At 68.3% G+C, this 20,780-nt stretch carries 24 protein-coding genes; 11 read left to right on the top strand and 13 right to left on the bottom strand.

Annotated elements, in window-relative coordinates; genetic code table 11:
* The coding region (locus AC3XYG_RS31300; RefSeq protein WP_489143796.1) for an NAD(P)-dependent oxidoreductase at positions 1-644 on the bottom strand (644 nt) is incomplete at its 3' end.
* A 245-nt stretch (positions 645-889) separates the two neighbouring features.
* Here AC3XYG_RS31300 and AC3XYG_RS31295 point away from each other — a divergent pair.
* Both AC3XYG_RS31295 and AC3XYG_RS31290 read left to right on the top strand, forming a co-directional pair.
* The gene (locus tag AC3XYG_RS31295; RefSeq protein WP_489143795.1) at positions 890-3,139 is read left to right on the top strand and encodes a mechanosensitive ion channel family protein; all 2,250 of its coding nucleotides are present in this window, start codon (positions 890-892) and stop codon (positions 3,137-3,139) included.
* Positions 3,140-3,261: 122 nt separating this feature from the next.
* Positions 3,262-5,193 carry an ABC transporter substrate-binding protein gene (locus tag AC3XYG_RS31290; RefSeq protein WP_489143794.1) on the top strand — a complete coding sequence of 644 codons (1,932 nt, stop codon included), beginning with the start codon at positions 3,262-3,264 and terminating at the stop codon, positions 5,191-5,193.
* Positions 5,194-5,278: 85 nt separating this feature from the next.
* Here the strand turns inward: AC3XYG_RS31290 and AC3XYG_RS31285 are convergent, their stop codons facing one another.
* On the bottom strand, positions 5,279-6,022 hold the full coding sequence (locus AC3XYG_RS31285; protein ID WP_489143793.1) for a CbtA family protein: 744 nt from the start codon (positions 6,020-6,022) through the stop codon (positions 5,279-5,281).
* A gap of 11 nt (positions 6,023-6,033) precedes the next feature.
* Positions 6,034-6,240 carry a CbtB domain-containing protein gene (locus AC3XYG_RS31280; RefSeq protein ID WP_489143792.1) on the bottom strand — a complete coding sequence of 69 codons (207 nt, stop codon included), beginning with the start codon at positions 6,238-6,240 and terminating at the stop codon, positions 6,034-6,036.
* A 235-nt stretch (positions 6,241-6,475) separates the two neighbouring features.
* On the opposite strand from AC3XYG_RS31280, the gene AC3XYG_RS31275 reads away from it, so the two are divergent.
* Entirely contained in the window at positions 6,476-7,057 is a 582-nt protein-coding gene (locus AC3XYG_RS31275; protein ID WP_489143791.1) for a histidine phosphatase family protein, read from the top strand.
* An 11-nt stretch (positions 7,058-7,068) separates the two neighbouring features.
* Here the strand turns inward: AC3XYG_RS31275 and AC3XYG_RS31270 are convergent, their stop codons facing one another.
* From AC3XYG_RS31270 to rfbC, 5 genes are read right to left on the bottom strand one after another with little or no spacing between them, the layout of a single operon-like run.
* On the bottom strand, positions 7,069-8,031 hold the full coding sequence (locus tag AC3XYG_RS31270; RefSeq protein ID WP_489143790.1) for a GDP-mannose 4,6-dehydratase: 963 nt from the start codon (positions 8,029-8,031) through the stop codon (positions 7,069-7,071).
* A complete protein-coding gene (locus AC3XYG_RS31265) occupies positions 8,024-8,854 on the bottom strand; it encodes an NAD-dependent epimerase/dehydratase family protein (protein ID WP_489143789.1) in 831 nt (276 codons plus the stop codon). The genes AC3XYG_RS31270 and AC3XYG_RS31265 overlap by 8 nt, the downstream gene beginning before the upstream one ends.
* Positions 8,855-8,901: 47 nt before the next feature.
* On the bottom strand, positions 8,902-9,756 hold the full coding sequence (gene rfbD, locus AC3XYG_RS31260) for a dTDP-4-dehydrorhamnose reductase (RefSeq protein ID WP_489143788.1): 855 nt from the start codon (positions 9,754-9,756) through the stop codon (positions 8,902-8,904).
* Positions 9,753-10,781 carry a dTDP-glucose 4,6-dehydratase gene (gene rfbB / locus AC3XYG_RS31255; RefSeq protein ID WP_489143787.1) on the bottom strand — a complete coding sequence of 343 codons (1,029 nt, stop codon included), beginning with the start codon at positions 10,779-10,781 and terminating at the stop codon, positions 9,753-9,755. The genes rfbD and rfbB overlap by 4 nt, the downstream gene beginning before the upstream one ends.
* Positions 10,778-11,344, bottom strand: coding sequence for a dTDP-4-dehydrorhamnose 3,5-epimerase (rfbC, locus tag AC3XYG_RS31250; protein WP_489143786.1), 567 nt, complete (start codon positions 11,342-11,344; stop codon positions 10,778-10,780). Before rfbC ends, rfbB begins: the two co-directional genes overlap by 4 nt.
* 266 nt (positions 11,345-11,610) lie before the next feature.
* Here rfbC and AC3XYG_RS31245 point away from each other — a divergent pair, with 266 nt between their 5' ends.
* The 6 genes from AC3XYG_RS31245 (at position 11,611) to AC3XYG_RS31220 (ending at position 16,766) form a co-directional block, all read left to right on the top strand.
* Complete coding sequence (locus AC3XYG_RS31245) at positions 11,611-12,432, top strand: LOG family protein (protein ID WP_489143785.1); 822 nt, start codon at positions 11,611-11,613, stop codon at positions 12,430-12,432.
* Between the two features lie 132 nt (positions 12,433-12,564).
* A complete protein-coding gene (gene modA / locus AC3XYG_RS31240; RefSeq protein ID WP_489143784.1) occupies positions 12,565-13,356 on the top strand; it encodes a molybdate ABC transporter substrate-binding protein in 792 nt (263 codons plus the stop codon).
* A 206-nt stretch (positions 13,357-13,562) separates the two neighbouring features.
* Entirely contained in the window at positions 13,563-14,255 is a 693-nt protein-coding gene (gene modB, locus AC3XYG_RS31235) for a molybdate ABC transporter permease subunit (protein ID WP_489143783.1), read from the top strand.
* On the top strand, positions 14,252-15,382 hold the full coding sequence (modC, locus tag AC3XYG_RS31230) for a molybdenum ABC transporter ATP-binding protein (protein ID WP_489143782.1): 1,131 nt from the start codon (positions 14,252-14,254) through the stop codon (positions 15,380-15,382). Before modB ends, modC begins: the two co-directional genes overlap by 4 nt.
* A 284-nt stretch (positions 15,383-15,666) precedes the next feature.
* On the top strand, positions 15,667-16,239 hold the full coding sequence (locus AC3XYG_RS31225) for a chromate transporter (protein WP_489143781.1): 573 nt from the start codon (positions 15,667-15,669) through the stop codon (positions 16,237-16,239).
* Positions 16,236-16,766, top strand: coding sequence for a chromate transporter (locus AC3XYG_RS31220; RefSeq protein WP_489143780.1), 531 nt, complete (start codon positions 16,236-16,238; stop codon positions 16,764-16,766). Before AC3XYG_RS31225 ends, AC3XYG_RS31220 begins: the two co-directional genes overlap by 4 nt.
* Here AC3XYG_RS31220 and AC3XYG_RS31215 read toward each other — a convergent pair.
* Together AC3XYG_RS31215 and AC3XYG_RS31210 are read right to left on the bottom strand one after the other, a co-directional pair.
* The gene (locus AC3XYG_RS31215; RefSeq protein WP_489143779.1) at positions 16,763-17,656 is read right to left on the bottom strand and encodes a phosphotransferase family protein; all 894 of its coding nucleotides are present in this window, start codon (positions 17,654-17,656) and stop codon (positions 16,763-16,765) included. The two genes, AC3XYG_RS31220 and AC3XYG_RS31215, sit on opposite strands and share 4 nt — an antisense overlap.
* A 63-nt stretch (positions 17,657-17,719) precedes the next feature.
* A complete protein-coding gene (locus tag AC3XYG_RS31210; RefSeq protein ID WP_489143778.1) occupies positions 17,720-18,355 on the bottom strand; it encodes a TetR/AcrR family transcriptional regulator in 636 nt (211 codons plus the stop codon).
* 188 nt (positions 18,356-18,543) lie between these two features.
* On the opposite strand from AC3XYG_RS31210, the gene AC3XYG_RS31205 reads away from it, so the two are divergent.
* Positions 18,544-19,014, top strand: a complete 471-nt coding sequence (locus AC3XYG_RS31205) for a VOC family protein (RefSeq protein WP_489143777.1) — start codon at positions 18,544-18,546, stop codon at positions 19,012-19,014.
* Here the strand turns inward: AC3XYG_RS31205 and AC3XYG_RS31200 are convergent.
* From AC3XYG_RS31200 to AC3XYG_RS31190, 3 genes are all read right to left on the bottom strand, one after another.
* The gene (locus tag AC3XYG_RS31200) at positions 18,921-19,382 is read right to left on the bottom strand and encodes a DoxX family protein (RefSeq protein ID WP_489143797.1); all 462 of its coding nucleotides are present in this window, start codon (positions 19,380-19,382) and stop codon (positions 18,921-18,923) included. The genes AC3XYG_RS31205 and AC3XYG_RS31200 overlap by 94 nt on opposite strands.
* Positions 19,383-19,517: 135 nt before the next feature.
* A complete protein-coding gene (rclC, locus tag AC3XYG_RS31195) occupies positions 19,518-20,108 on the bottom strand; it encodes a reactive chlorine resistance membrane protein RclC (RefSeq protein WP_489143776.1) in 591 nt (196 codons plus the stop codon).
* A gap of 24 nt (positions 20,109-20,132) precedes the next feature.
* Positions 20,133-20,480 carry a carboxymuconolactone decarboxylase family protein gene (locus AC3XYG_RS31190; protein ID WP_489143775.1) on the bottom strand — a complete coding sequence of 116 codons (348 nt, stop codon included), beginning with the start codon at positions 20,478-20,480 and terminating at the stop codon, positions 20,133-20,135.
* Positions 20,481-20,589: 109 nt separating this feature from the next.
* Here AC3XYG_RS31190 and AC3XYG_RS31185 point away from each other — a divergent pair.
* The coding region (locus AC3XYG_RS31185) for a cupin domain-containing protein (RefSeq protein WP_489143774.1) at positions 20,590-20,780 on the top strand (191 nt) is incomplete at its 3' end.

Here is a 20,780-nt window from a genome sequence, read left to right as displayed (position 1 = left end):
CTGAGCACGAGGTGGATGGTCAGCACATCGGATTTGGCGAACAGGTCGTCCTTGGACACTAGGCGCACGCCCTGTGCCGCCGCCTTTTCCGGGGTCAGGTTCTGGCTCCAGGCGATGGCGTCCATGCCGAAGGCCTTGCCGATGCGCGCCACTTCCGACCCGATGTTGCCGAGGCCGAGCAGCCCGAGGGTCTTGCCGCGCAGGCCGTCGCCGACCGTCTGCTGCCAGCCGCCGGCGCGCAGATTGGCGGCCTCGGCCGCGACGTGGCGGGCGCTGGCCAGGATCAGGGCCCAGGTCAGTTCGATGGTCGGGCTGGCGTCATAGCCGGTGTGGGTCACGGCGATGCCGCGCTCGGCGGCGGCCGCGGCGTCGATCGACGCGTTGCGGGCCCCGGTCGAGGCGATCAGCTTCAGCCGCGGCAGGCGGTCGATCACCGCCTTCGGCAGCGGCGTCCGCTCGCGCATCACGCAGACGGCATCGAAGGGCAGCAGCCGGGCCACGACCTGGTCGGGGTCGGCGAGGTGATCGTTGAACACGGTGATGGTCGCGCGCCCGTCGAGGGCGGACCAGTCGGCCGATTGCAGCGCCACGTTCTGGTAGTCGTCCAGGATGGCGATGCTCAGGGAAGGCTTGTTCGCTGTCATGTCGCTCTTTCGCCGTCGGCCTTGCATGGATCGGGCCCGTCCCTTGGCCGACCGAGGCCCCTGATATTGGGGCGCCGGGGCCGCACCATAAGCCCGGAGGGCGGCGACGGCCTCTCCGTATGGCTGCATGCCTGAACCGCATTGGACGGCGGGCAGCCCAGCCCATACCAGTCGATCCTGGGCTGTCGCGCTTTGCAAAGAACGGGGCGTCGCCCATCGCGCACGAAACGGGCGAGCAAGACGCAATGCGGCGATCACAGCGGGTCATCGGTCTTCTGGCGGTGCTGACCGCCCTGCTGGGCGCGGCGCCGGAGCACAACCTCCTGGCGGCCAATCTCCTTCCCGGCCAGCACCATTCCGCACCGGCAGCGGCGCCAGCCGAACCGGTCGCCGACCTGCACACCATCACCGCGGCCTTCCCCGACGGCCTGACCCCGGCACAGATCGCCGCGATCGCCGACACCGCGGCCCCCGCTTTGGGTCGGGAGGCGATCCGCACCGTGCTGGAGCAGGCCGATGCGGATGACCGCCTGGCCCGATCGGGGCCGACCGAGACCAACCTGGCCTTCTACGCGCGCCGGCTGGGCGCCGTGGCCGACGCCTTCACCCAGATCCCCGACACGCCGATCCTGCCGCTGCTGGTCTTCCTGACCCTGAGCGCCATCGCGGCCGTCATCATCTCGATGCTGGCCCGCAACCTGGTGACCCGGTCGCATGTCGGCAGCGCCACCACCTCGATGCTGCTCGACCGGCTGGTGCCGCGTTCAATCGCGAAGGAGGAACAGAGCTACAGCCGGCTGCGCCGCCGCATGGCCTTCGTCACCGCCGGGCTGGCGGCGATGGGCGTCTATGCCGCCAGCCTGGTCGTGATCTATCTCCTCTGGCGGCCCGACCATCCGGCCGCGGTCACCGGCCTGGAATTCCTGCTGCGCCAGGGCCTGATCTTCTGGGTGATCATGACGGTCGTGGATTTGATCCTGATGCCGCGGAATGCCGGCCTGCGGCTGCTGCCGCTGGACAACCACGCCGCGCGGCTGCTGTACCGGGCCGTGCTGTGGACCGCGGGGCTGATGCTGGTGCCGTCCTGGTTCACCCTGCTGGTCTCCGGCTTCGGCCTGCCGCTCGACATGGCGCTGGCCCTGTGGCTGCCGGCCAGCACCCTACCCTTCGGCTATCTGATCGGCGCCACCATCATCCATCGCCGGCTGGTCGAGGACGTGCTGATCCATCTCGGCCTGAAGCAGGAAGAGGACGTGGTCGCCGCCGTGCTGGCCTTCGTCATCAGCGCCTATCTCATCGGCGTGTGGCTGCTGGTCGTCGATGCCTCGCTGCGGGGCGGCACCTCCTCCGTGCCGCGGGCGATCATGAGCCTGGGCGTGCTGCTGGCCATCCCGCTGGCCGCCCATATCATCCGGCACCTGCTGAAGCGGTTCTTCGGCGCCGTCGGCCAGGCGCCCGCCAACGACTCCGCGGCCAGCGGTACGGCCGACCCGCATATCCGCAACCTGATGCGGGCGATCTGGATCGTGCTGATCGCCCTGGGCATCGCCGGCGTCGCCTATCTCTGGGGCTTCAGCGCGCTGCAGGTCGGGTTCGTCGACTACGGGCTGCGCGTGCTGGTCAACTTCGCGGTGATCATCCTGCTCGGCTATGTCGGCTGGGCGCTGTTCCAGCGCTGGGTCGACCGCCGGCTGGAATTCGCCCGGCAGGATGAAGACCCCAGCCGGGCACAACGGCTGCAGACGCTGCTGCCGCTGTTCAAGAACTTCGTGCGGATCGCGCTGCTGGTCATGACCGCGATGATCGTGCTGGCCACCATGGGCATCGAGATCGGGCCGCTGATCGCCGGCGCCGGCGTGGTCGGCATCGCCATCGGCCTCGGTGCCCAGGCCACGATCGCCGACATCCTGGCCGGCGTGTTCTTCCTGCTGGAGGACAGCTTCCGGGTCGGCGACTATGTCGAGGTCGGCGCCATCCGCGGCACGGTGGAAGGCATCTCGCTGCGGTCGATGAAACTGCGCCACCAGCGCGGCATGCTGCACACGCTGCCGTTCGGCCAGATCAAGTCGCTGACCAACTACACCCGCGACTGGGCGCTGCTGCGGCTGGAGTTCCGGGTGTCGCTGGGCACCGACCTGGAGGTGATCCGCAAGCTGGTCAAGCGGATCGGAACCGACCTCGCCGCCGACCCGGTGATGGGGCCGGACTTCATCCAGCCGCCGAAATCGCAAGGGGTACGGCGGATCGACGGCAACGCCCTGGTGATCGGTGTCAAGTTCATCACCAAGCCGGGCAAGCAGTTCGTCATCCGCCGCGAAGCCTATCACCGCATCCTGGAGGCCTTCCAGGCGAACGGCATCCAGCTGATGGGCGCCGGGGTGGTGGTGCGGGTCGAGAACGCGGCCGATATCCCGTCCTTCATCGCCGGCGCCGCTGGCGGCGGCCTGGCCGAGCAGGGCCTCGACGAGACCGTCATGGCCAAGCCGGCGGCCTGACGGGGCGACGCGGCCGGCCCAAAAAGACCACCCCAATTGTCCGGCTTCACAATCCACCCCCGGGCGACGGATACTGCCCGCCTTCGAGGGAAAAACTAAAACCCCAGAGACAGGGTGGAGTGATGAACTGGATTCCCCGTTTCGCTGTGGCTGCGGCTCTTGCCGCCGGCCTGGCGGCGGCTGCCCACACCGGGCCGGCCGCTGCCGCAGCACAGGCGCCGGCCCTGGTCGAGACGCCGCTCTATGAACAGGATGTCGCCGCCGGCAAGCTGCCGCCGGTGGCGCAGCGTGTGCCCCAGGTGCCATCGGTGGTCGACCTGGCGGCCGAGAATAAGCAGCCCGGCCAGCCGGGCGGCGAGATCAGCTGGATGGTCGGGCGCGCCCGCGACCTGCGGATCATGAACACCTACAGCTATGCCCGGCTGGTCGGCTACGGCACCGATTTCAAGCTGCACCCGGACATCCTGCAGTCGGTCGATGTCGACGGCGAGAAGGTGTTCACGCTGCATCTGCGGCCCGGCCACAAATGGTCGGACGGCCAGCCCTTCACCAGCGACGATTTCCGCTACTACTGGCAGGACGTGGCCCAGGACAAGGAGCTGTCGCCCTACGGCCCGGATTCCCGGCTGCTGGTGGATGGCGAACAGCCCAAGGTGGAATTCCCGGATGCGACCACGGTGGTCTATTCCTGGTCCAAGCCAAACCCGGAATTCCTGCCGGCCCTGGCCAATGCCGCGCCGCTCTACATCTTCGCGCCGGCGCATTACCTCAAGCAGTTCCACAAGAAATACGCCGATGCCGCGGCGCTGGACGCCATGGTCAAAGAGGCGAGCGCGCGCAACTGGGTGGCCCTCTATACCCAGCGCAGCAAGCTGATCGAATCGACCAACCCGGACCTGCCGGTGCTGGAGCCCTGGGTCATCACCACCAAGCCACCGGCGGAGCGCTTCGTCTTCGTCCGCAACCCCTACTACCACCGCATCGACAGCCAGGGCCGCCAACTGCCCTATATCGACCGCGTCGTGGTCAATGTCGTCGAGGGTTCGCTGATCCCGGCCAAGGCCGGCACCGGCGAGGCCGATTTGCAGGCCCGCGGCCTGCGCTTCGACAACATCAGCTTCCTCAAGGCCGGCCAGGAGGCCGGGCAGTACAAGGTCCGGCTGTGGCCGACCGCGCTGGGGTCTGAGGTGGCGCTGTATCCGAACCTCAACTGCAACGATGCCGGCTGGCGCGCGCTGAACCGCGACGTCCGCTTCCGCCGCGCTTTGTCGCTCGGCATCGACCGGGACGAGATCAACCAGACCGTGTTCTTCGGCCAGGCCAAGCCGAGCCAGAACACCGTGCTGCCGGAATCGCCCTATTACGATGCCGCCCAGGCCGCGTCCTGGACCCAGTTCGACCTCGACAAGGCCAACGCCCTGCTCGACGAGATCGGGCTGACCAAGCGCGACGGCGACGGCACCCGCCTGATGGCCGATGGCCGGAGGCTGGAGATCGTGGTCGAGAGCTCCGGTGAGCGCAGCACCGAGACCGACATCCTGCAGCTGGTCAAGGAAAGCTGGGGCAAGCTGGGCATCGCCCTGCACACCACCCAGTCGCAGCGCGACGTGTTCCTGCAGCGGATCTTCGCCGGCGACACGGTGATGTCGGTGTGGAGCGGCCTGGACAACGCGTTGGTGACGCCGTCGGTGGTGCCGACGGAGCTGGCGCCGGTCGACCAGAACTGGCTGCAATATCCGAAATGGGGCCAGTATGTGCAGACCGCCGGCGGCGCCGGCGAGAAGCCGGATGTCGATTTCGGCGAAAGGCTGATGGCGCTGTACCAGGAATGGCACACCACCGCCGATGCGGCTCGTCGCGACGCGATCACCCGCGAGATGGTCAAGATCCAGGCCGACCAGGTGACATCGATCGGCACGGTGCAGGGCGTGCTGCAGCCGGTCGTGGTCAAGACCCGGCTGCACAATGTGCCTGACAAGGCCGTGTTCTCGTGGGATCCGGGGGCGCATTTCGGCGTCTACCGGCCCGACACCTTCTGGGTCGATCCGTCATAGCCGAAAAGAACCGGCCCGCCCCCGCGAGGGGACGGGCCGGGATCTTTCAGGCCGGGCATCGCAGCCCCACCCGGAAAGGTCTTGCCTAGCGGAAGGCGGCGCGGGCCGGGATCCGGCCGAGCCGGCTGGCGAAGCTGCGTTCGGTCAGCGCGCCGAACAGCAGACCGATCGTGGTCCACAGCACCACCTGGATGCCCAGCGATGCGGTGCGGAAGCGCCACAGCAGGACGGCCGAGAACTGCTCCGGCACCTCGTTGATTTCCGGCAGCGCGTATTGGGCGATGGCGACGACGACGATGAACGCCGCGCCGGCGACGATCGTCGCGTTCCAGAACCCGATCGCAGCCGACAGCCGCCGGGCCAGCATCACCGCCAGCACCATCGCCGCGACCGAGATCACGAGCATCACGAAGAACAACTCGGTGCGCAGCCCGATCGTATCGGGGTTGCCGACCGAGGGCGGGTTCGCCGGGTATTTGAGATCCGGCACCAGCACGATGGCGACGAAGGCGGCCAGCGCCAGCAGCGCGGCGGTGGCGCGGGGCCCCATGCGGCCGATCCGGCCCTGCACAAAGGCGAAGACCAGCGCGAACAGGCCGCCGATCGACGCACCATAGACGATCACGCCGGTGGCCAGGCCGAGGCCGGCCTGCGTCCCGCGGCTGACCAGCTCCTCCTCGGGCGCTTCGCCCTTGGCCTGGTCCATCTGTTCTTCGAAGGCGATGGCGCGGTCGACCTGGGGTTCACCGAAAATCCGGGCGAAGCCGAAGGCGAGCAGCCCAGCGAGCACCCCGACCAGCATGCCGCGGAGCAGAAGGTTTCCAACCATGTCCGGTCCCCTTAGTGGCAGGGGAAGCCGAGGAGGTGGCGGCCGTCATGTACGAATTCGTGGACATACATGCCGGAGACGATCGACGTCGCGCCTTCTTCCGCACCGACGAAATAGATCGCCAGCAGCAGGATCAGCCCGGCGAAGATCGCCCAGGGCAGAAGTTCGCCGACCGGGATCGGCCTGACGGCATCGGGGCTAAGGGCTATGTCTGACATCTCTGCGCCTCCTGGGATCTTGCGTCCCGCTGGTCGAACGAAACCGTTGCGCGAGGGTCTGACTTCCGACGGCAGCGATATGCGCTGATGCCGGTCACAGCGGCGCGACCGTGCCGGAATTGCACCGGCTTCCAAATTCGCAACTTGCGCGCAGAGACTAGGAGTGCAAAGGCCATACTGTCAATGAAACCGCGGTGTTCTGCGGATTCGACGAGGCTGGCGGGAGCATGCCGCGATGACCCTGAGGCTCACCCTGATCTGTCATGGAACGACCGCGGCGGCGCGGTCGGCGGCCTTTCCCCTGGATGAACCGATCGAGGATGGCGTGGCGGCGCAGGCCGAAGTCCTGGGCCGGACGCTGCGCCGCGCCGACCGGGCCTGGACCAGCCCGGCGCTGCGGGCCCGGCAGACCGCGTCCCTGCTGGGACTGGACGCGGCGGTCGAGCCGGCCCTGCGGGATGGTGACCATGGCCGCTGGGCCGGGCGCAGCCTGACCGATGTGCAGCGCGGGGAACCGGACGGCGTCGCCGCCTGGCTGTCGGACGCCGATGCCGCGCCCCATGGCGGGGAGTCGCTGACCGATCTCCGCCGCCGCGTCGCCGCCTGGATGGATGGCTGCATCGGGGATCGGGGGCATGCGATCGCGGTGACGCATGCCACCGTGATCCGCGCCGCGATCCTGCACATCCTGGATGCGCCGGCGCGGTCGTTCTGGCGGATCGATATCGAGCCGCTTGCGGTTACGGACATCCGCAGCGACGGGACCCGCTGGGCCTGGCAGGCGGGAAACCCCGCCCGCCAGGCCGCGTGCCCCTGAGAGTCAGGCGATCAGTGTTCGTCGAACTCGTAGCGGGCGACGTTGTCCCGATACCACTGGGCGATTTCCGGGATCTCGTCGACCAGGCGGCGCTTCGGCTTCCAGCCCAGGCTGCGCAGCTTCTTCGAGGAGATCGAGTAGCGCCGGTCGTTGAACGGCCGGTCCTGCACGAACTCCACCACCTCCTGCATCTCGGTGCCGAAGGCCTCGCAGATCAGCTTGGTGACCTCGAGGTTGGTGTATTCCTCGTCGGAACCGATGTTGTAGACCTGACCGATCTCGCCGACCTCGTTGACCAGGGCGATCGCCTCGGCCATGTCCTGCGCCGCCAGATAGTGGCGGACATTGCTGCCATTGCCGTGGATCGGCAGCTTCTCGCCGCGGATCAGGCGCAGGCAGAAGCGCGAGATGATCTTCTCGGGGTACTGGCGGGCGCCGAAGATGTTGTTCCCGCGGATCATCATGATCGGCATCTTGTAGCAATGGATCAGGCTGCGGACCATCATCTCCGCTGCCGCCTTCGAGGCCGAATACGGGTTGGTCGGATTGAGGATGGTGTCCTCGTCGACCTCGCCCTCCAGCACCTCGCCATAGACCTCGTCGGTCGAGACGTGGATGATCCGCGGCACCTGGTTGATCCGGCACGCCTCGAGCAGCGTGTGGGTGCCGAAGACGTTGGTGTGCACGAACCGGGTGGCGTTCATGAACGACCGGTCGACATGGCTTTCGGCCGCGGCGTGGATCACCAGATCCGCCCCCGCTGTCGCCTGGCGACAGAATTCCGGGTCGCAGATGTCGCCAACCGCCAGCTGGCGCCGGCGGTCGTGCAGATGATGGACGACGTTCTCGATGTCGGCCGAATAGGTCATCTTGTCGAAGAAGACGAACCTCGCCTCCGGGTAGCGCCCCACGAACAGATCGGCCAGATGCGATCCGATGAAGCCAGCGGCCCCGGTAATGACGATCTTATTCAACCCCCAGTCTCCTTCCAATGGCCAGACAGGCCGTACGAACATCCTCACGGCCGGCCACCGGGCCGAACCGCGCAACGAAACGATCCACATTCATCGCGAAGGCATCGCGGATGCCGGGATCGGTAACACAGAGACTGCCGCGGCCGTAGCCTTCGATGATCCACATCGCCAGCCAGCCGCTTTCGAGCGGCACGCCGGAGCCCAGGTTGAACAGGCCACCCGGGCGGGCCCGCACCACCTTGGCCAGCGCCGCCGCGAAGGGTTCGACCGGCAGGAAATCCTTGGCCGTGAAGGGACTGACGTCGTAGCGGATCACCCCCTCCTCGCGCAACGCGCGCAGCAACAGGCCGAGGAAGGTGCGCCGCCCCGGCAGATCCTCGAAGCCGAAGATGTTGGACAGGCGCAGGATGGTCAGGTTCGGGCCGAACTGATCCCGCAGCAGCCGTTCGGTCTCCAGCTTGTTGCGGCCATAAGCGTCCTGCGGCGCCGGCACCCGGGTCTCGATCAGCGGCTCGTCCCCGGCCGGACCGTAGACCTTGCGGGTGCTGAGCATGACCATATGCGCATCCGCCGGCATGCGGCCGTCGCGCTGGGCCCGGCCGATCGCCTCGGCCAGCGTGCGGTCGCAATCGAACGAGGGATCGTAGGCTTCGCGCATGTAGCGTGGGTCGAGCGCGAAACTGACCACGCAGCCGATGCCGTCGAAGGTTTCCGGCCGCGCCACATCGGCCCAGGCGACATGCCGGATCCCGGCGGCGCCATAGGCATCGATGAAGCCCCGGGCGAGAAAACTCGATCGCCCGATCACCAGCACGTCAGCCACTCAGCCTATTCCCCCAACACTCGACACGGCCCCACCCTTGTGCACCGCTATTGCGTCCGCAGCATGGCAGCCAGAGATTGCCGCCAATCCGGCTGGTCCAGCCCGAACACCCGGCCGATCTTGCCACAATCCAGCACCGAATTGGCCGGGCGACGCGCCGGGGTCGGATAGTCAGCAGTGCCGATCGGGTGCAGAACGGGCGTGGCCCCGCCATGTTCCGCGAAAATCGCCGCCGCGAAATCGTACCAGCTGGTGGCCGGGGCACCGGCGAAATGGAAGGTCCCCCAACCGGCGAAGCCGGGCGCCAGCGCCTGCTCGCGGATCGCCAGGATCGCCGTGGCGATGTCGGTCGCCGCGGTCGGGCCGCCGCGCTGGTCGGCGACGATGCGCAGTTCCGGCCGCTCGGCGCCAAGCCGCAGCATGGTGCGCACGAAGTTGTTGCCATGCGCCGCGAAGACCCAGGCGGTGCGGATGATGATGTGGCGCGGCAACGCCGCCCGCACCGCGGCTTCCCCCGCCGCCTTGCTGGCGCCATAGACCGACAGCGGCGCGATCGGGTCGTCCTCGCGCCACGGCCGGTCGCCGTCGCCGCGGAAGACATAGTCGGTCGAGATGTGCACCAGCGCCGCGCCGGCATCGGCGCAAGCCTGCGCGATCACGCCCGGCGCCGTGGCATTGACGGCAAAGGCCTGGTCGCGGTCGGCCTCGGCTTTGTCGACGGCGGTGTAGGCAGCGCAGTTGACGACAAAATCCGCGCCACGGGTTGCGGCGGCGACGGCAGCGGCATCAGTGATGTCGACCTCAGCCCTTGCATAGGCCCGCACCGGCAGGCCCCGCGCCGCGGCCAGCGCCGCCAGCTCTCGCCCGACTTGGCCGCCGGCGCCGAACAGAACCAGCGTCATGCTCCGAGGCCGATACGGCTGCGTTCGCCCGCCCGGGCGCACCAGTCGCGGTTGGCGAGATACCAGGCGACGGTCTGCTTCAGCCCGTCCTGCAGGCTGTGGCGTGGCGCCCAGCCCAGCTCGGTCTCGGCCTTGGTCGGGTCGATGGCATAGCGCGCATCGTGGCCCGGCCGGTCGGTGACATGGGTGATCAGGTTTTCATAGGGCTGCGCCGCCGGCTGCAGCTCGTCCAGGATCCGGCAGATCTGCCGCACCAGGTCGATGTTGGTCCGTTCCGACCGGCTGCCGACGAGATAGGTTTCGCCCAAGCCCCCCTTGTCCATGATCGCCCGCAGCCCGGCCGCGTGGTCGTCGACATGGATCCAGTCGCGGATGTTCTCGCCCTTGCCGTAGATCGGCAGGGGCTTGCCCTCGAGCGCGTTGAGGATGACGACCGGGATCAGCTTCTCGGGATACTGGTACGGCCCATAATTGTTCGAGCAGTTCGACACCATCACCGGCAGGCCATAGGTGCGGTGCCAGGCCCGGGCCAGGTGGTCGGACGACGCCTTGCTCGACGAATAGGGCGAATTCGGCTGGTACGGGCTTGCCTCGGAGAACAGGCCGTCGGCACCAAGCTCGCCATAGACCTCGTCGGTCGAGACGTGCAGGAAGCGGAAGCCGTTGCCCTCCGGCAGACCGCGCCAATAGCCCAGCGCCGCCGTCAGCAGGGACGCCGTGCCCAGCACATTGGTGCGGACGAATTCCAGCGGATCGTCGATCGAGCGGTCGACATGGCTCTCGGCCGCGAGGTGGTAGACGATGTCGGGCTGGTGTTCGGCGAACAGCGCGCGCATCGCATCGACATCGCAGATATCGGCCTGGACGAAGCGGTGCCGGTTGGTCGCATCCAGCCCGGCCAGGTTGTCGAGATTGCCGGCATAGGTCAGCTTGTCGATGGTGACGACGCTGTCGCCCGCGGCGACGAGCTGGCGCACGAGGGCCGAGCCGATGAAGCCGGCACCGCCGGTCACGAAGATGGTCATGCGGCACCGTGGCGGAAGTGGATGGGGGCATCGGCGAGGCGCGGCCAGTTCCGGTCGCGGTCGTTCACGATCATCTCCGCCGGCAGGATCGGCCAGTCGATGCCGACCGCCGGGTCATCCCAGCGGATGCCGCCTTCGGCCTGTGGCGCGTAGCCGGAAGTGACCTTGTAGACGACATCGGTGTCGGGCTCGAGCGTGACATAGCCATGGGCGAAGCCAGCCGGGACCCACAGCCTGGCCGGGTCGGCCGCCGTCAGGACCACACCAACCGACCGGCCGAAGGTCGGCGATCCGTGCCGGATGTCGACCGCAACGTCGAAGATCGAGCCCCGGATCACGCCGATCAGCTTCCCCTGGGCGTTCGGCCGGGTCTGGTAGTGCAGCCCGCGCATCGTGCCCGTGGCGACACTGCCCGCCTGGTTGTCCTGGACGAAAATCGTCGGCAGGCCGGCGGCGCCGAACTTCTCCGCGCTCCAGCTTTCGAAGAAATAGCCGCGCTCATCCTGGAAACGGCGCAGCTTGACGAGCTTCACGTCCTCGATTGCAGTCGATACGATCTCCAACAACCGCTCTCCTCAAAAACAACCCCACCACGTCGGAAGATCGGCAATCCGCTGCCACGTCGGAGCGGGCCGATCCATGGGGTAGGATCAGGCCCCCGCCAGCCTCGGCGGCTGCATGATGATGGGCGATTGCGGAACGCTCCCATTCGCCTTGGCCGGTAAACAGCGCTTTCCGGCCCGAGGATCAAGGCTTTTTTCGCCATCGCCGTGTGGGTGTGGCGCCGGGTCCCCTTCCCCGCCGCGCTCCGATCTGCTTAACAGGCGGCATGAGCAAGCGCCCCTCCGACCCCACCCTGCTGAGCACGCAGCAGATGGCGAACACGACGACGGCGAGCACGGCCGTGGAGAACACGACGCAGATGGCGTCGCCGTCGTTCCGCCTGCCGGTGCTCGACCCCGACTTCCTGCTCGGCGATTCCATGCGCGGCGTTCGCTTCATGCTGGAATACGCCAAGCCGGAGGAGGCGCTGCGCGCCTGGGGCGTGCGCTCCACCATCGTCGTCTTCGGCAGCGCCCGCGCCACCGAGGACGGCCCCGGCCGCCACGCCGACTGGTATGCGCAGGCGCGGGCCTTCGGCCGCATCGCGTCGGAGCGCGGCGGCGCCCTGACCGTCCATGGCGGGGTGCGCGACAACGTCATCGCCACCGGCGGCGGCCCGGGCATCATGGAGGCCGCCAATCGCGGCGCCGCCGATGCCGGCGCGCCGTCGATCGGCTTCAACATCACCCTGCCGCACGAGCAGGAGCCGAACCCCTATTCCACCCCGGCGCTGACCTTCCGCTTCCACTATTTCGCGATGCGGAAAATGCACCTGGCGATGCGGGCCAATGCGCTGATCGTGTTCCCCGGCGGCTTCGGCACCTTCGACGAGCTGTTCGAGATCCTGACCCTGCGCCAAACCGGCAAATCCACCGCCCTGCCGATCGTGCTGGTCGACGAGGCCTATTGGCGGGCCGTGATCGGCTTCGAGGCCCTGGTCGAGCACGGCATGATCAAGGCCGCGGATCTCGAGCTGTTCCGCTTCGCCGACAATGCCGAGGACATCTGGGCGATCCTCGAGAGCCAGGGTCTGAACCGCCGGTCGTGACCGGACTGGGACGGCCCGATTGATTTTGCGAAATGTTTGCCGGGATATAGCGGCGCGGTAAGATCGCGCCCGACGGGCCGGCCGGCAGTTCTGAATCGGCCGGGCCGACAACCAGGAACGGGGAACAGAACGATGCGGATCACACGACGCGGCTGGCTCGGCGCCCTGCTGGCCGGGGCGCTGGGGGCGGCGGCCGGCCTTGGTGCGCCGGCGATTGCCCAGGCGCAGGACATCACGGTCTTCGCCGCAGCCAGCCTGAAGGATGCCCTGGACGACATCAACACCCAGTGGCAGGCCGACTCCAAGCACAAGGCCACCATCTCCTACGCCGCCAGCTCCGCCCTGGCGAAGCAGATTGAATCCGGCGCGCCGGCCGACGTCTTCATCTCGGCCGATCTCGACTGGATGAAGTATCTGGCCGACCGCAAGCTGATCAAGCCGGAGACGCAGGCGACCCTGCTGGGCAACCGCATCGTCCTGGTCGCGCCGAAGGATTCGACGGTGCAGCTGACCATCGCCCCGAATTTCGAGCTGGCCAAGGCGCTGGGCGACGGCCATCTGGCCATGGCCGACGTCAAGGCGGTGCCGGCCGGCAAGTATGGCCAGGCGGCGCTGGAGAAGCTCGGCGTGTGGGCCTCGGTCAAGGACAAGGTGGCCCAGGCCGAGAATGTCCGCGCCACGCTGGCGCTGGTGTCGCGCGGCGAGGCCCCGCTGGGCATCGTCTACCAGACCGACGCCGCGGCCGACACCGGGGTCAAGATCATCGGCACCTTCCCGGCCGACAGCCACCCGCCGATCCTGTACCCGATCGCCGTGGTCGCCAGCAGCGACAAGCCGGAGGCGCAGGCCTTCGTCGACTACCTGAAGTCCGCCGCCGCCAAGCCGTTGTTCGAGAAGCAGGGCTTCACGGTGGTGAAGCAGTAAGACGGACGAGGGCCCGAGCGCCCCATCTTCACTCCCCCTCCCCTTGCGGGAGGGGGTAGGGGGAGGGGTTCGGGCCGCACGAACCGGCTGTTGCGTTGGGGCCGGTGTTGCTTCCTCTATAGATCGTCGACACCGGATTCCTTCGATCGACACCCCCTCCCCCCTCCCGCAAGGGAAGGGGGAGATATGGATGTGAAAGCGCCCTCGTGTTCGACTTTTCCGCCGACGAGCTGACCGCGATCCTGCTGAGCCTGAAGGTCTCGCTCTGGGCCATGGTGGTCAGCCTGCCGCTCGGCATCCTGGTGGCGCTGGCGCTGGCGCGCGGGCGGTTCTGGGGCAAGTCGATCCTGAACGGCGTGGTGCATCTGCCGCTGGTGCTGCCGCCGGTCGTCACCGGCTACATCCTGTTGCTGCTGTTCGGACGGATGGGGCCGATCGGTTCGGTGCTGTTCAAGGTCGGCATCGTCTTCTCGTTCCGCTGGACCGGCGCCGCCCTGGCCGCCGGCGTCATGGGCTTTCCCCTGATGGTGCGGGCCATCCGCCTGTCGATCGAGGCGGTGGACCACAAGCTGGAGGATGCGGCCGGCACGCTGGGTGCCAACCCCACCTGGGTGTTCCTGACCGTCACCCTGCCACTGATCCTGCCCGGGGTGATCGCCGGCGCCATCCTGGCCTTCGCCAAGGCGATGGGCGAATTCGGCGCCACCATCACCTTCGTCTCCAACATCCCCGGCCAGACCCAGACCCTGCCCTCGGCGATCTACACCTTCACCCAGGTGCCGGGCGGCGACATCGGCGCGCTGCGCCTGACCCTGGTGTCGGTGGTGATCTCGATGGCGGCCCTGCTGGTGTCCGAGCTGATGGCCCGGCGCGCCGGCGTTCGGGTGCAGCCGGCATGAGTCTGGACGTCCACATCCGCCACCGCCAGGGCGCCTTCGCCCTGGACATCGCCTTCCGCAGCGAAGGGCGACTGTCCGCGCTGTTCGGCCGGTCCGGCGCCGGCAAGACCTCCGTCGTCAACATCATCGGCGGGCTGGTGCGGCCGCAGCACGGCCGCGTGGTGGTCGACGACCGCACCCTGGTCGACACCGAGCGCGGCGTGTTCCTGCCCAAGCATCGCCGCCGCGTCGGCTATGTCTTCCAGGAAGGCCGGCTGTTCCCGCATCTGTCGGTACGGCAGAACCTGCTGTACGGCCAGTGGTTCACGCCGAAGCCGGAGCGCTATGGCAGCCTGGACCAAGTGGTCGAGCTGCTCGGCATCGGCCATCTGCTCGACCGCCGGCCGGCGCTGCTGTCGGGCGGCGAGAAGCAGCGCGTGGCGATCGGCCGGGCGCTGCTGGCCAACCCGCGCCTGCTGCTGATGGATGAGCCGCTGGCGGCGTTGGACGAGGCGCGCAAGGCCGAGATCCTGCCCTATATCGAGCGGCTGCGCGACGAGACCCGGATCCCGATCGTCTATGTCAGCCACGCCATCGGCGAGGTCACCCGGCTGGCCACCACCCTGGTGGTGCTGGCCGAGGGCCGCGTCGCCGCCGCCGGGCCGGTGGCCGAGGTGATGGGCCGGGTCGACCTGTTCCCCGCCGGCCGGGCCGAGGCCGGCGCGGTGCTGGAGGCTGTGGTCGAGGATCATGACGACCGGTTCCAGCTGACCCGGCTGCGCGTCGCCGCCGGCTTCCTGACCGTGCCGCGGGTCGAACTGCCAGCCGGCACCGCGCTGCGCGTCCGCATCCGGGCCCGCGACGTGATGCTGGCCACCCGGCCGCCCGACCATCTCAGCGCCCTGAACGTGCTGCCGGTGACGGTGGCGGAGATCGTGGCCGGCGACGGCGCCACCGCCGACATCCGGCTGGATTGCGCCGGCGACAGCCTGCTGGCGCGGCTGACCCGGCGGTCGATCGAGGCGCTGGAGCTGGCCCCCGGGGGCGCCGTCTACGCCGTGATCAAGAGCGTCGCCTTCGACCGCCACACCATCGGCGGCACCCTGCGCGGCACCAACGGCGCCGACGCCGACTTGGCCGAGGGCTGAACCGGCGAGCTTTCTGTAGGACCGTCATCGCGAGAAGCGAAGCGCCCCTCTTACGCTAAGAACGGGCGATCCAGCGGCTCGATCTCTGGATCGCCACGCCCCTGCGGGGCTCGCGATGACGGATCTATAATTTCGGCTGCTGATAGTGGTCAGCCTCGGCACAAGAGAGATACTTCAATCATATGGTTTACTGACAATCCATATATTGGACTGGCAGTCCGCGGCAGGCTATGTAAGCAGGGACCATCCCAGCCTCCCGGCTGCCAGCCCGCCCGGACCGAACCATGAGCACACCGATCAGCCTCGCCGCCGCGGACGAGGCGCGCACCGAGCCGACCATCGCCGGCCTGTTCACTGCCTTCCTGGCGCTCGGCCTGATCGGCTTCGGCGGGGTGCTGCCGCTGGCCCGGCGCATGGTGGTGGAGCAGCGGCGCTGGCTGAGCCCGGCGGAGTTCACCGACCTGCTCGGCCTGTGCCAGTTCCTGCCGGGCGGCAACATCATCAACATGTCGGTGGCGATCGGCCTGAAGTTCCGCGGCGTCGCCGGGGCCTTTGCCGCGATCCTCGGGCTGATCGCGGCACCGTCGGCGATCGTGATCGCGCTGGGCATGGTCTATGACCGGCTGCAGGACGACCCGCAGATCCACCATCTGTTCGCCGGGCTGGCGGCGGCCGCCGCCGGGCTGATGATCGCCATGGCGGGCAAGACCGCGCTGCTGCTGCGCGGCCGGCCGCTGGGCGCCGCCATCGCCGGGCTGTGCTTCCTGGCCGTGGCGATCCTGCACCTGCCGCTGGTGCCGACCATGCTGGTGCTGGCGCCGCTCAGCGTCTTCGTCAGCTGGAGGGCCAGGGCATGATGCCTGATCTCTCCGCCCTCGCCGTCATCTTCTCCCAGCTGTCGCTGCTGGCCTTCGGCGGCGGCAACACCGTGCTGCCGGAGATGCAGCGCCAGGTGGTCGAGGTGCACCACTGGATGACGGCGCCGCAGTTCTGGGCAATGTTCGCCCTGGCCCAGGCCGCCCCCGGCCCCAACCTGATGGTGGTGACGCTGGTCGGCTGGCATGTCGCGGGCTGGCCGGGCGTGCTGGTCACCTCGCTGGCGAAGTTCGGCCCCTCCTCCATCCTCACCGGCGTCGCCCTCCGGCTGTGGGAGCGATTCCGCGACCGGCCGTGGCGCCGGATCGTGCAGGCCGGGCTGGTGCCGGTAACGGTCGGGCTGGTCGCGGCCAGCGCGTCCGTCATCACCGAGGCGTCGGCGCAGGACACGATCCTGGCGGCGATCGCCGCCGGCGGCGCCATGCTGACGCTGACGACACGGATCCATCCGCTGGCCGTGCTGGCCGCCGGCGCCCTGATCGGCCTGACCGGGTTCGGCCAGATCTAGAGTCCCAGGACCGGTGATGCCTGTTGGCCAGCCAGTCGCCGCATCACGACGTCGAGCGTTGGCCACGGCGGACCCTTGCGTATGGTCCTGACGAGGTCGCGGCCTGCTCGTCGCCCGTTCGGGAACTGGTCGGCTGCATCCCACCGCCACGCCGCGACCATCGCAAGAACGAGAGCCCGGCACTCGCCGAGCAGGTCTTGGTCGGCGCCCGGATAGTGCTCGGCGACCTCTTCGGGCACATGGGCGAGGTCGAATTCGACCGGCCCGCGGCAACACGTCTCGAGGTCGATGAACAGCGGCCCGTTCTTCGTGCTGAGCAAATTGCCGGGGTGCGGCTCGCCGTGCAGCAACTGCTCCGCGGCGCCGCGGCCGGCGATCCTTCGCCTCAGACTCCTGAGCGTGCCGCCGAGAAGCTCACGATCCGCGTCGGCGAGTGCCGGAGTCTGGTCGCGACTCGCCACGAGGTGCTGAGCTTCCGCGACCCGATCCGTGAAGTGCGGCGTGGCGACGTCGAGCTTGCGCATCCCGGCATGCAGCCGCTCGAGCGCCTTCGCGTAGTCGGCCGGCGCGACCCCGCGGGCCGTCTCGGGCGCATAGTAGGTCCACAGCGTCACCACGAAGCCGTCACGCTCATAGGCGCGCGGCGCCACACGAGGCTCGAGCGCAGCCACCGGGCTCTCGGTCTCGGCGAGCCGTTGGGCAAGCTCGATTTCGAACTGGGCCATCTGCTGTGGCGGGGGCGCCATCCGGGCAAAGACGTCGCAAGGCAGCAGGCGCACGGCGAGCTTGTTCGAATTCTGCAGAACGACCGCGTCGTCGACCGTCAGGCCAAGCGCTGAGGCGATCGACCTGGCCGCAGCCACTGCACGCGAAACCTCAGCTGCCTGCATGGGGAAGGCTCCATCTGCACCATCTCAGGTGCGAGTTATCGCATCCCATAGAACCGCACACTCTCACATCCCCTCCCCCCTTGGGACCCAGGTGTCAGATTTTGACCACGAGCCCCCTGGGGCCGGCGCGGCCATCGCCAGCGCCCGGCGCCGGACCGCCTCGGCGATCCGTTCGGCCAGCGCCGGGTCGGGCACGGCGCGTGCCAGGGTCACGCCGCCCGACAGCAGCGCCAGCAGCGCGATGGCCTGGTCGCCGCGTTCGGCGTCAGGGCTGTCGCCCAGGCCCGAGGCGACCTCCTCGATCAGCCGCAGCAGCTCCGCCTGATAGGCGTCCCGCGTCTCGGCATCGGCGCGCATCACGTCGGGCGACAGGCTGGGCAGGGCACAGCTCTCGCCGAGGGCACAGGTACGCTTATGGCCGAGGTAATAGCCGACGAAAGTGCCGAGCCAGCCCGTTCCGGCCTGGGCCTTCAACGTCGATATCCCGGTCCGCAGCTCATCGAGCCCGGCCAGCACGGCGGCCCGGAACGCCTCGCTCTTCGACTTGAAGTGCCCGTAGAACGCGCCGTTGGTGACACCGGCGGCCTTGGTCAGGCCGTCGATGCCGGCGCCGCCATAGCCCTCCTGGCGGAACAGCCGGCCGGCCGCGCCGAGGATGCGCGCCCGGGTCTCGATCTTGTGTTCGGCACTGTAGCGCATGGCATTCCGCATTCAGAGTGATCGCTCTTTCATCTTGTGTGGAGAGCGATCGGCATGTATCGATAGAGAGCAGTCGATACATATGATCCTCTCGCTGTGACTTTTCAAAAGGATCCCGCAATGCCGGGCTGGTCGACGCCATCGTGAACGCGCCGTCGGCCTGACCGGACCGGAGGGGAGCGACCCGGATGCAGCTGTCCAACTACCTGTTCTTCACCACGGATTGCGAGGCGGCGCTGGCCTTCTATGCCGGGTGCGGCCTGGGCCGGGTCGTGGAGATCAAGCGCCATGGCGCCGGCGGCATGCGGGGCCGCGTCATGCATGCGAAGTTCGAAGGCCCTGGCGTGTTGTTCTACGCCTCGGACAATGACGACGCCGAGCCGATGCGCGGGTCGGCCCATATCCTCATGCTGGACGACCCCGAGCGGACGCGGGCGCTGTTCATCCGCCTAGCCGAAGGCGGCCGGGTGACGACACCGCTCGGCATCCAGCCCTGGGGTGATTTCTACGGCAAGCTGACAGACCGGTTCGGGGTGCAGTGGATGCTCGACTGCCCTCTGAATGCTCAGGCCGAAGCTGCAAATCTGCGATGGAGGACGAGGTCGAGGCTGGCCGGCCCGCCGCCCTGCACGCAGATCATCAGGCAGATCAGGATGTAGCCGGCCTCGGGCAGGTACAGCAGCCAGCTGTACCAGCTGATGACATCCAGGCCCTGGGGAATCTCGTGGATGCCGACGGTCAGCAGCGCCACGGTGCTGATCGACAGCAGGGCCAGGGCGGCCGGCCGGGCCAGCAGTCCGAAGACCAGCGCCAGGCCGCCGAACAGCTCGCAGGCCGTGACGACCACCGCCATCACATGGGGAAAGGGAATGCCGGCGTCGGTGATCGTCTGCAGCATCTGCGCGCGATTGGCCGCCATGAACATCTTGTTGAAGCCGGATGCAAAAAAGAAGGCCCCGATGGCAAACCGGGCAAGGGCAAAGGGGGCAAGGCGCCACCCGCCGCGTGTTTCGAAGACCCGCCGAATTGCTCGCTGCGTCCGTATGTCCCGCTCGCTCGTTCGCTTTCAAAGTCGCGGCACGGTTCGCACCGGCGCCGGTTGTGGTTACGCGCAAAGCGCGGGACCCCGGATGGGATCCCGCGCTTTGCCGGATCGGATGGCTCAAGCGGTGCGGCTGGAAAGCTGCCGGAGGATGGCGCGGGCACTGTCCGCCAGCACCAGCCAGCCACCGGCCAGGATGGTGACGTCCTTGATCACAAGCCGGCCGCCGCCGGAGAGGTAGGGGAAGCCGTGCTGCGCATCGCCCAGCGCCGCCACCCAGGCCTCCGGCGTCGTGACCAGGAAGGACAGGGTCACGAAGGGGGTGAGGAAGGCGAGCCCGGCGCCGACGAACCCGATCCGGGCGGAAACCAGGCCGGCCAGCGTCAGCAGGCCGATCAGGATCTCGAGCGAGCCGAGGCCGCGGGAGAAGCCGTAGGTGTTGTTGGCCGTCTGCCAGGCGCGGTCGTCGGGCTTCAGTTCGCCCTCATGGGTGAGGTGCGCCTTGTAGTCCGCCGGGTGTTCGTAGAAGAACGACATCACCGGGCTGTTGGCCACGAACGGGGTGATGCTGTCCGCCTCGTAGGGCGCGAATTTCAGGGCGCCGATCCAAAGGAAGACGATGGCGATGGCGATGCGCATGGCGTCGATGCCGATGCGGTCGGACCGGGGCCCGGCGATCAGGCCGAGCCCCTGGCGGATCAGGGTGATCATGATGGCTCTCTTCGGGCGCCCGTCTCAGCCTTCCTGGGCTGCGGCAAAGGCGTCCAGCGTGCGGGTTGAATAGACCAGCGCGGCACCGGCATTGACGCTGATGGCGACGCCGAGGGCTTCGGCGATTTCCTCGCGGGTGGCGCCGAGCTTGCGGGCGGCCTCGGTGTGGACGGTGATACAGCCGTCGCAGCGCAGCGAGATGGCCACGGCCACCGCGATCAGCTCGCGGGTCTTGGCGTCGAGATGGTTGGTCTTCGCCCCGGCGCCGCCGAGTGCGACATAGCCGCGGACCGTGTCCGGGCTGAGCTTGCCGAGGTCGCCGACACCGGCGATGAGCTGCTGCCGGTAGGTGTTCCAGTCCTGCATGTGCATGATGGTCTCCGTTGGTTGGTGATACAAAGATGAGCCCTGGCCTGCGCCTTGAGGATGCCCGCGCGGCGCAACGGCATGGCCGACCGGATCAATCACGGGTTTGCAGACCATGGCCGCCGACGATGCCGACGATCCCTTGAGCAGCCTGGCCCCGCTGTTGCGGGTGCGGCCGGTGCTCGACGATTTCTGCCGGTTCGGCGGCGCCTGGGCCGCGCCGCATGACGCGGAGGGCCCTGGCTGGGCCTATTTCCACATCGTCACCCGCGGCGAATGCCTGCTCGACCGCGTCGGGCACGGCCC

This window comes from Inquilinus sp. (genome assembly GCF_057815775.1).
Note: the sequence above shows the minus strand (reverse complement) of the source record. Positions and strands in the feature narration are given on the sequence as shown.

Bases quoted from the DNA above. Each gene is read 5' to 3' on its own strand.
- AC3XYG_RS31220 (WP_489143780.1), top strand. From the start codon at position 16,236: ATGATGCCTGATCTCTCCGCCCTCGCCGTCATCTTCTCCCAGCTGTCG.
- AC3XYG_RS31280 (WP_489143792.1), bottom strand. From the start codon at position 6,240: ATGTCAGACATAGCCCTTAGCCCCGATGCCGTCAGGCCGATCCCGGTC.
- AC3XYG_RS31275 (WP_489143791.1), top strand. From the start codon at position 6,476: ATGACCCTGAGGCTCACCCTGATCTGTCATGGAACGACCGCGGCGGCG.
- modA (WP_489143784.1), top strand. From the start codon at position 12,565: ATGCGGATCACACGACGCGGCTGGCTCGGCGCCCTGCTGGCCGGGGCG.
- AC3XYG_RS31285 (WP_489143793.1), bottom strand. From the start codon at position 6,022: ATGGTTGGAAACCTTCTGCTCCGCGGCATGCTGGTCGGGGTGCTCGCT.
- AC3XYG_RS31205 (WP_489143777.1), top strand. From the start codon at position 18,544: ATGCAGCTGTCCAACTACCTGTTCTTCACCACGGATTGCGAGGCGGCG.
- AC3XYG_RS31190 (WP_489143775.1), bottom strand. From the start codon at position 20,480: ATGCACATGCAGGACTGGAACACCTACCGGCAGCAGCTCATCGCCGGT.
- AC3XYG_RS31210 (WP_489143778.1), bottom strand. From the start codon at position 18,355: ATGCGCTACAGTGCCGAACACAAGATCGAGACCCGGGCGCGCATCCTC.
- rfbD (WP_489143788.1), bottom strand. From the start codon at position 9,756: ATGACGCTGGTTCTGTTCGGCGCCGGCGGCCAAGTCGGGCGAGAGCTG.
- rclC (WP_489143776.1), bottom strand. From the start codon at position 20,108: ATGATCACCCTGATCCGCCAGGGGCTCGGCCTGATCGCCGGGCCCCGG.
- AC3XYG_RS31225 (WP_489143781.1), top strand. From the start codon at position 15,667: ATGAGCACACCGATCAGCCTCGCCGCCGCGGACGAGGCGCGCACCGAG.
- AC3XYG_RS31215 (WP_489143779.1), bottom strand. From the start codon at position 17,656: ATGCAGGCAGCTGAGGTTTCGCGTGCAGTGGCTGCGGCCAGGTCGATC.
- AC3XYG_RS31290 (WP_489143794.1), top strand. From the start codon at position 3,262: ATGAACTGGATTCCCCGTTTCGCTGTGGCTGCGGCTCTTGCCGCCGGC.
- modC (WP_489143782.1), top strand. From the start codon at position 14,252: ATGAGTCTGGACGTCCACATCCGCCACCGCCAGGGCGCCTTCGCCCTG.
- rfbB (WP_489143787.1), bottom strand. From the start codon at position 10,781: ATGACCATCTTCGTGACCGGCGGTGCCGGCTTCATCGGCTCGGCCCTC.
- AC3XYG_RS31245 (WP_489143785.1), top strand. From the start codon at position 11,611: ATGAGCAAGCGCCCCTCCGACCCCACCCTGCTGAGCACGCAGCAGATG.
- AC3XYG_RS31295 (WP_489143795.1), top strand. From the start codon at position 890: ATGCGGCGATCACAGCGGGTCATCGGTCTTCTGGCGGTGCTGACCGCC.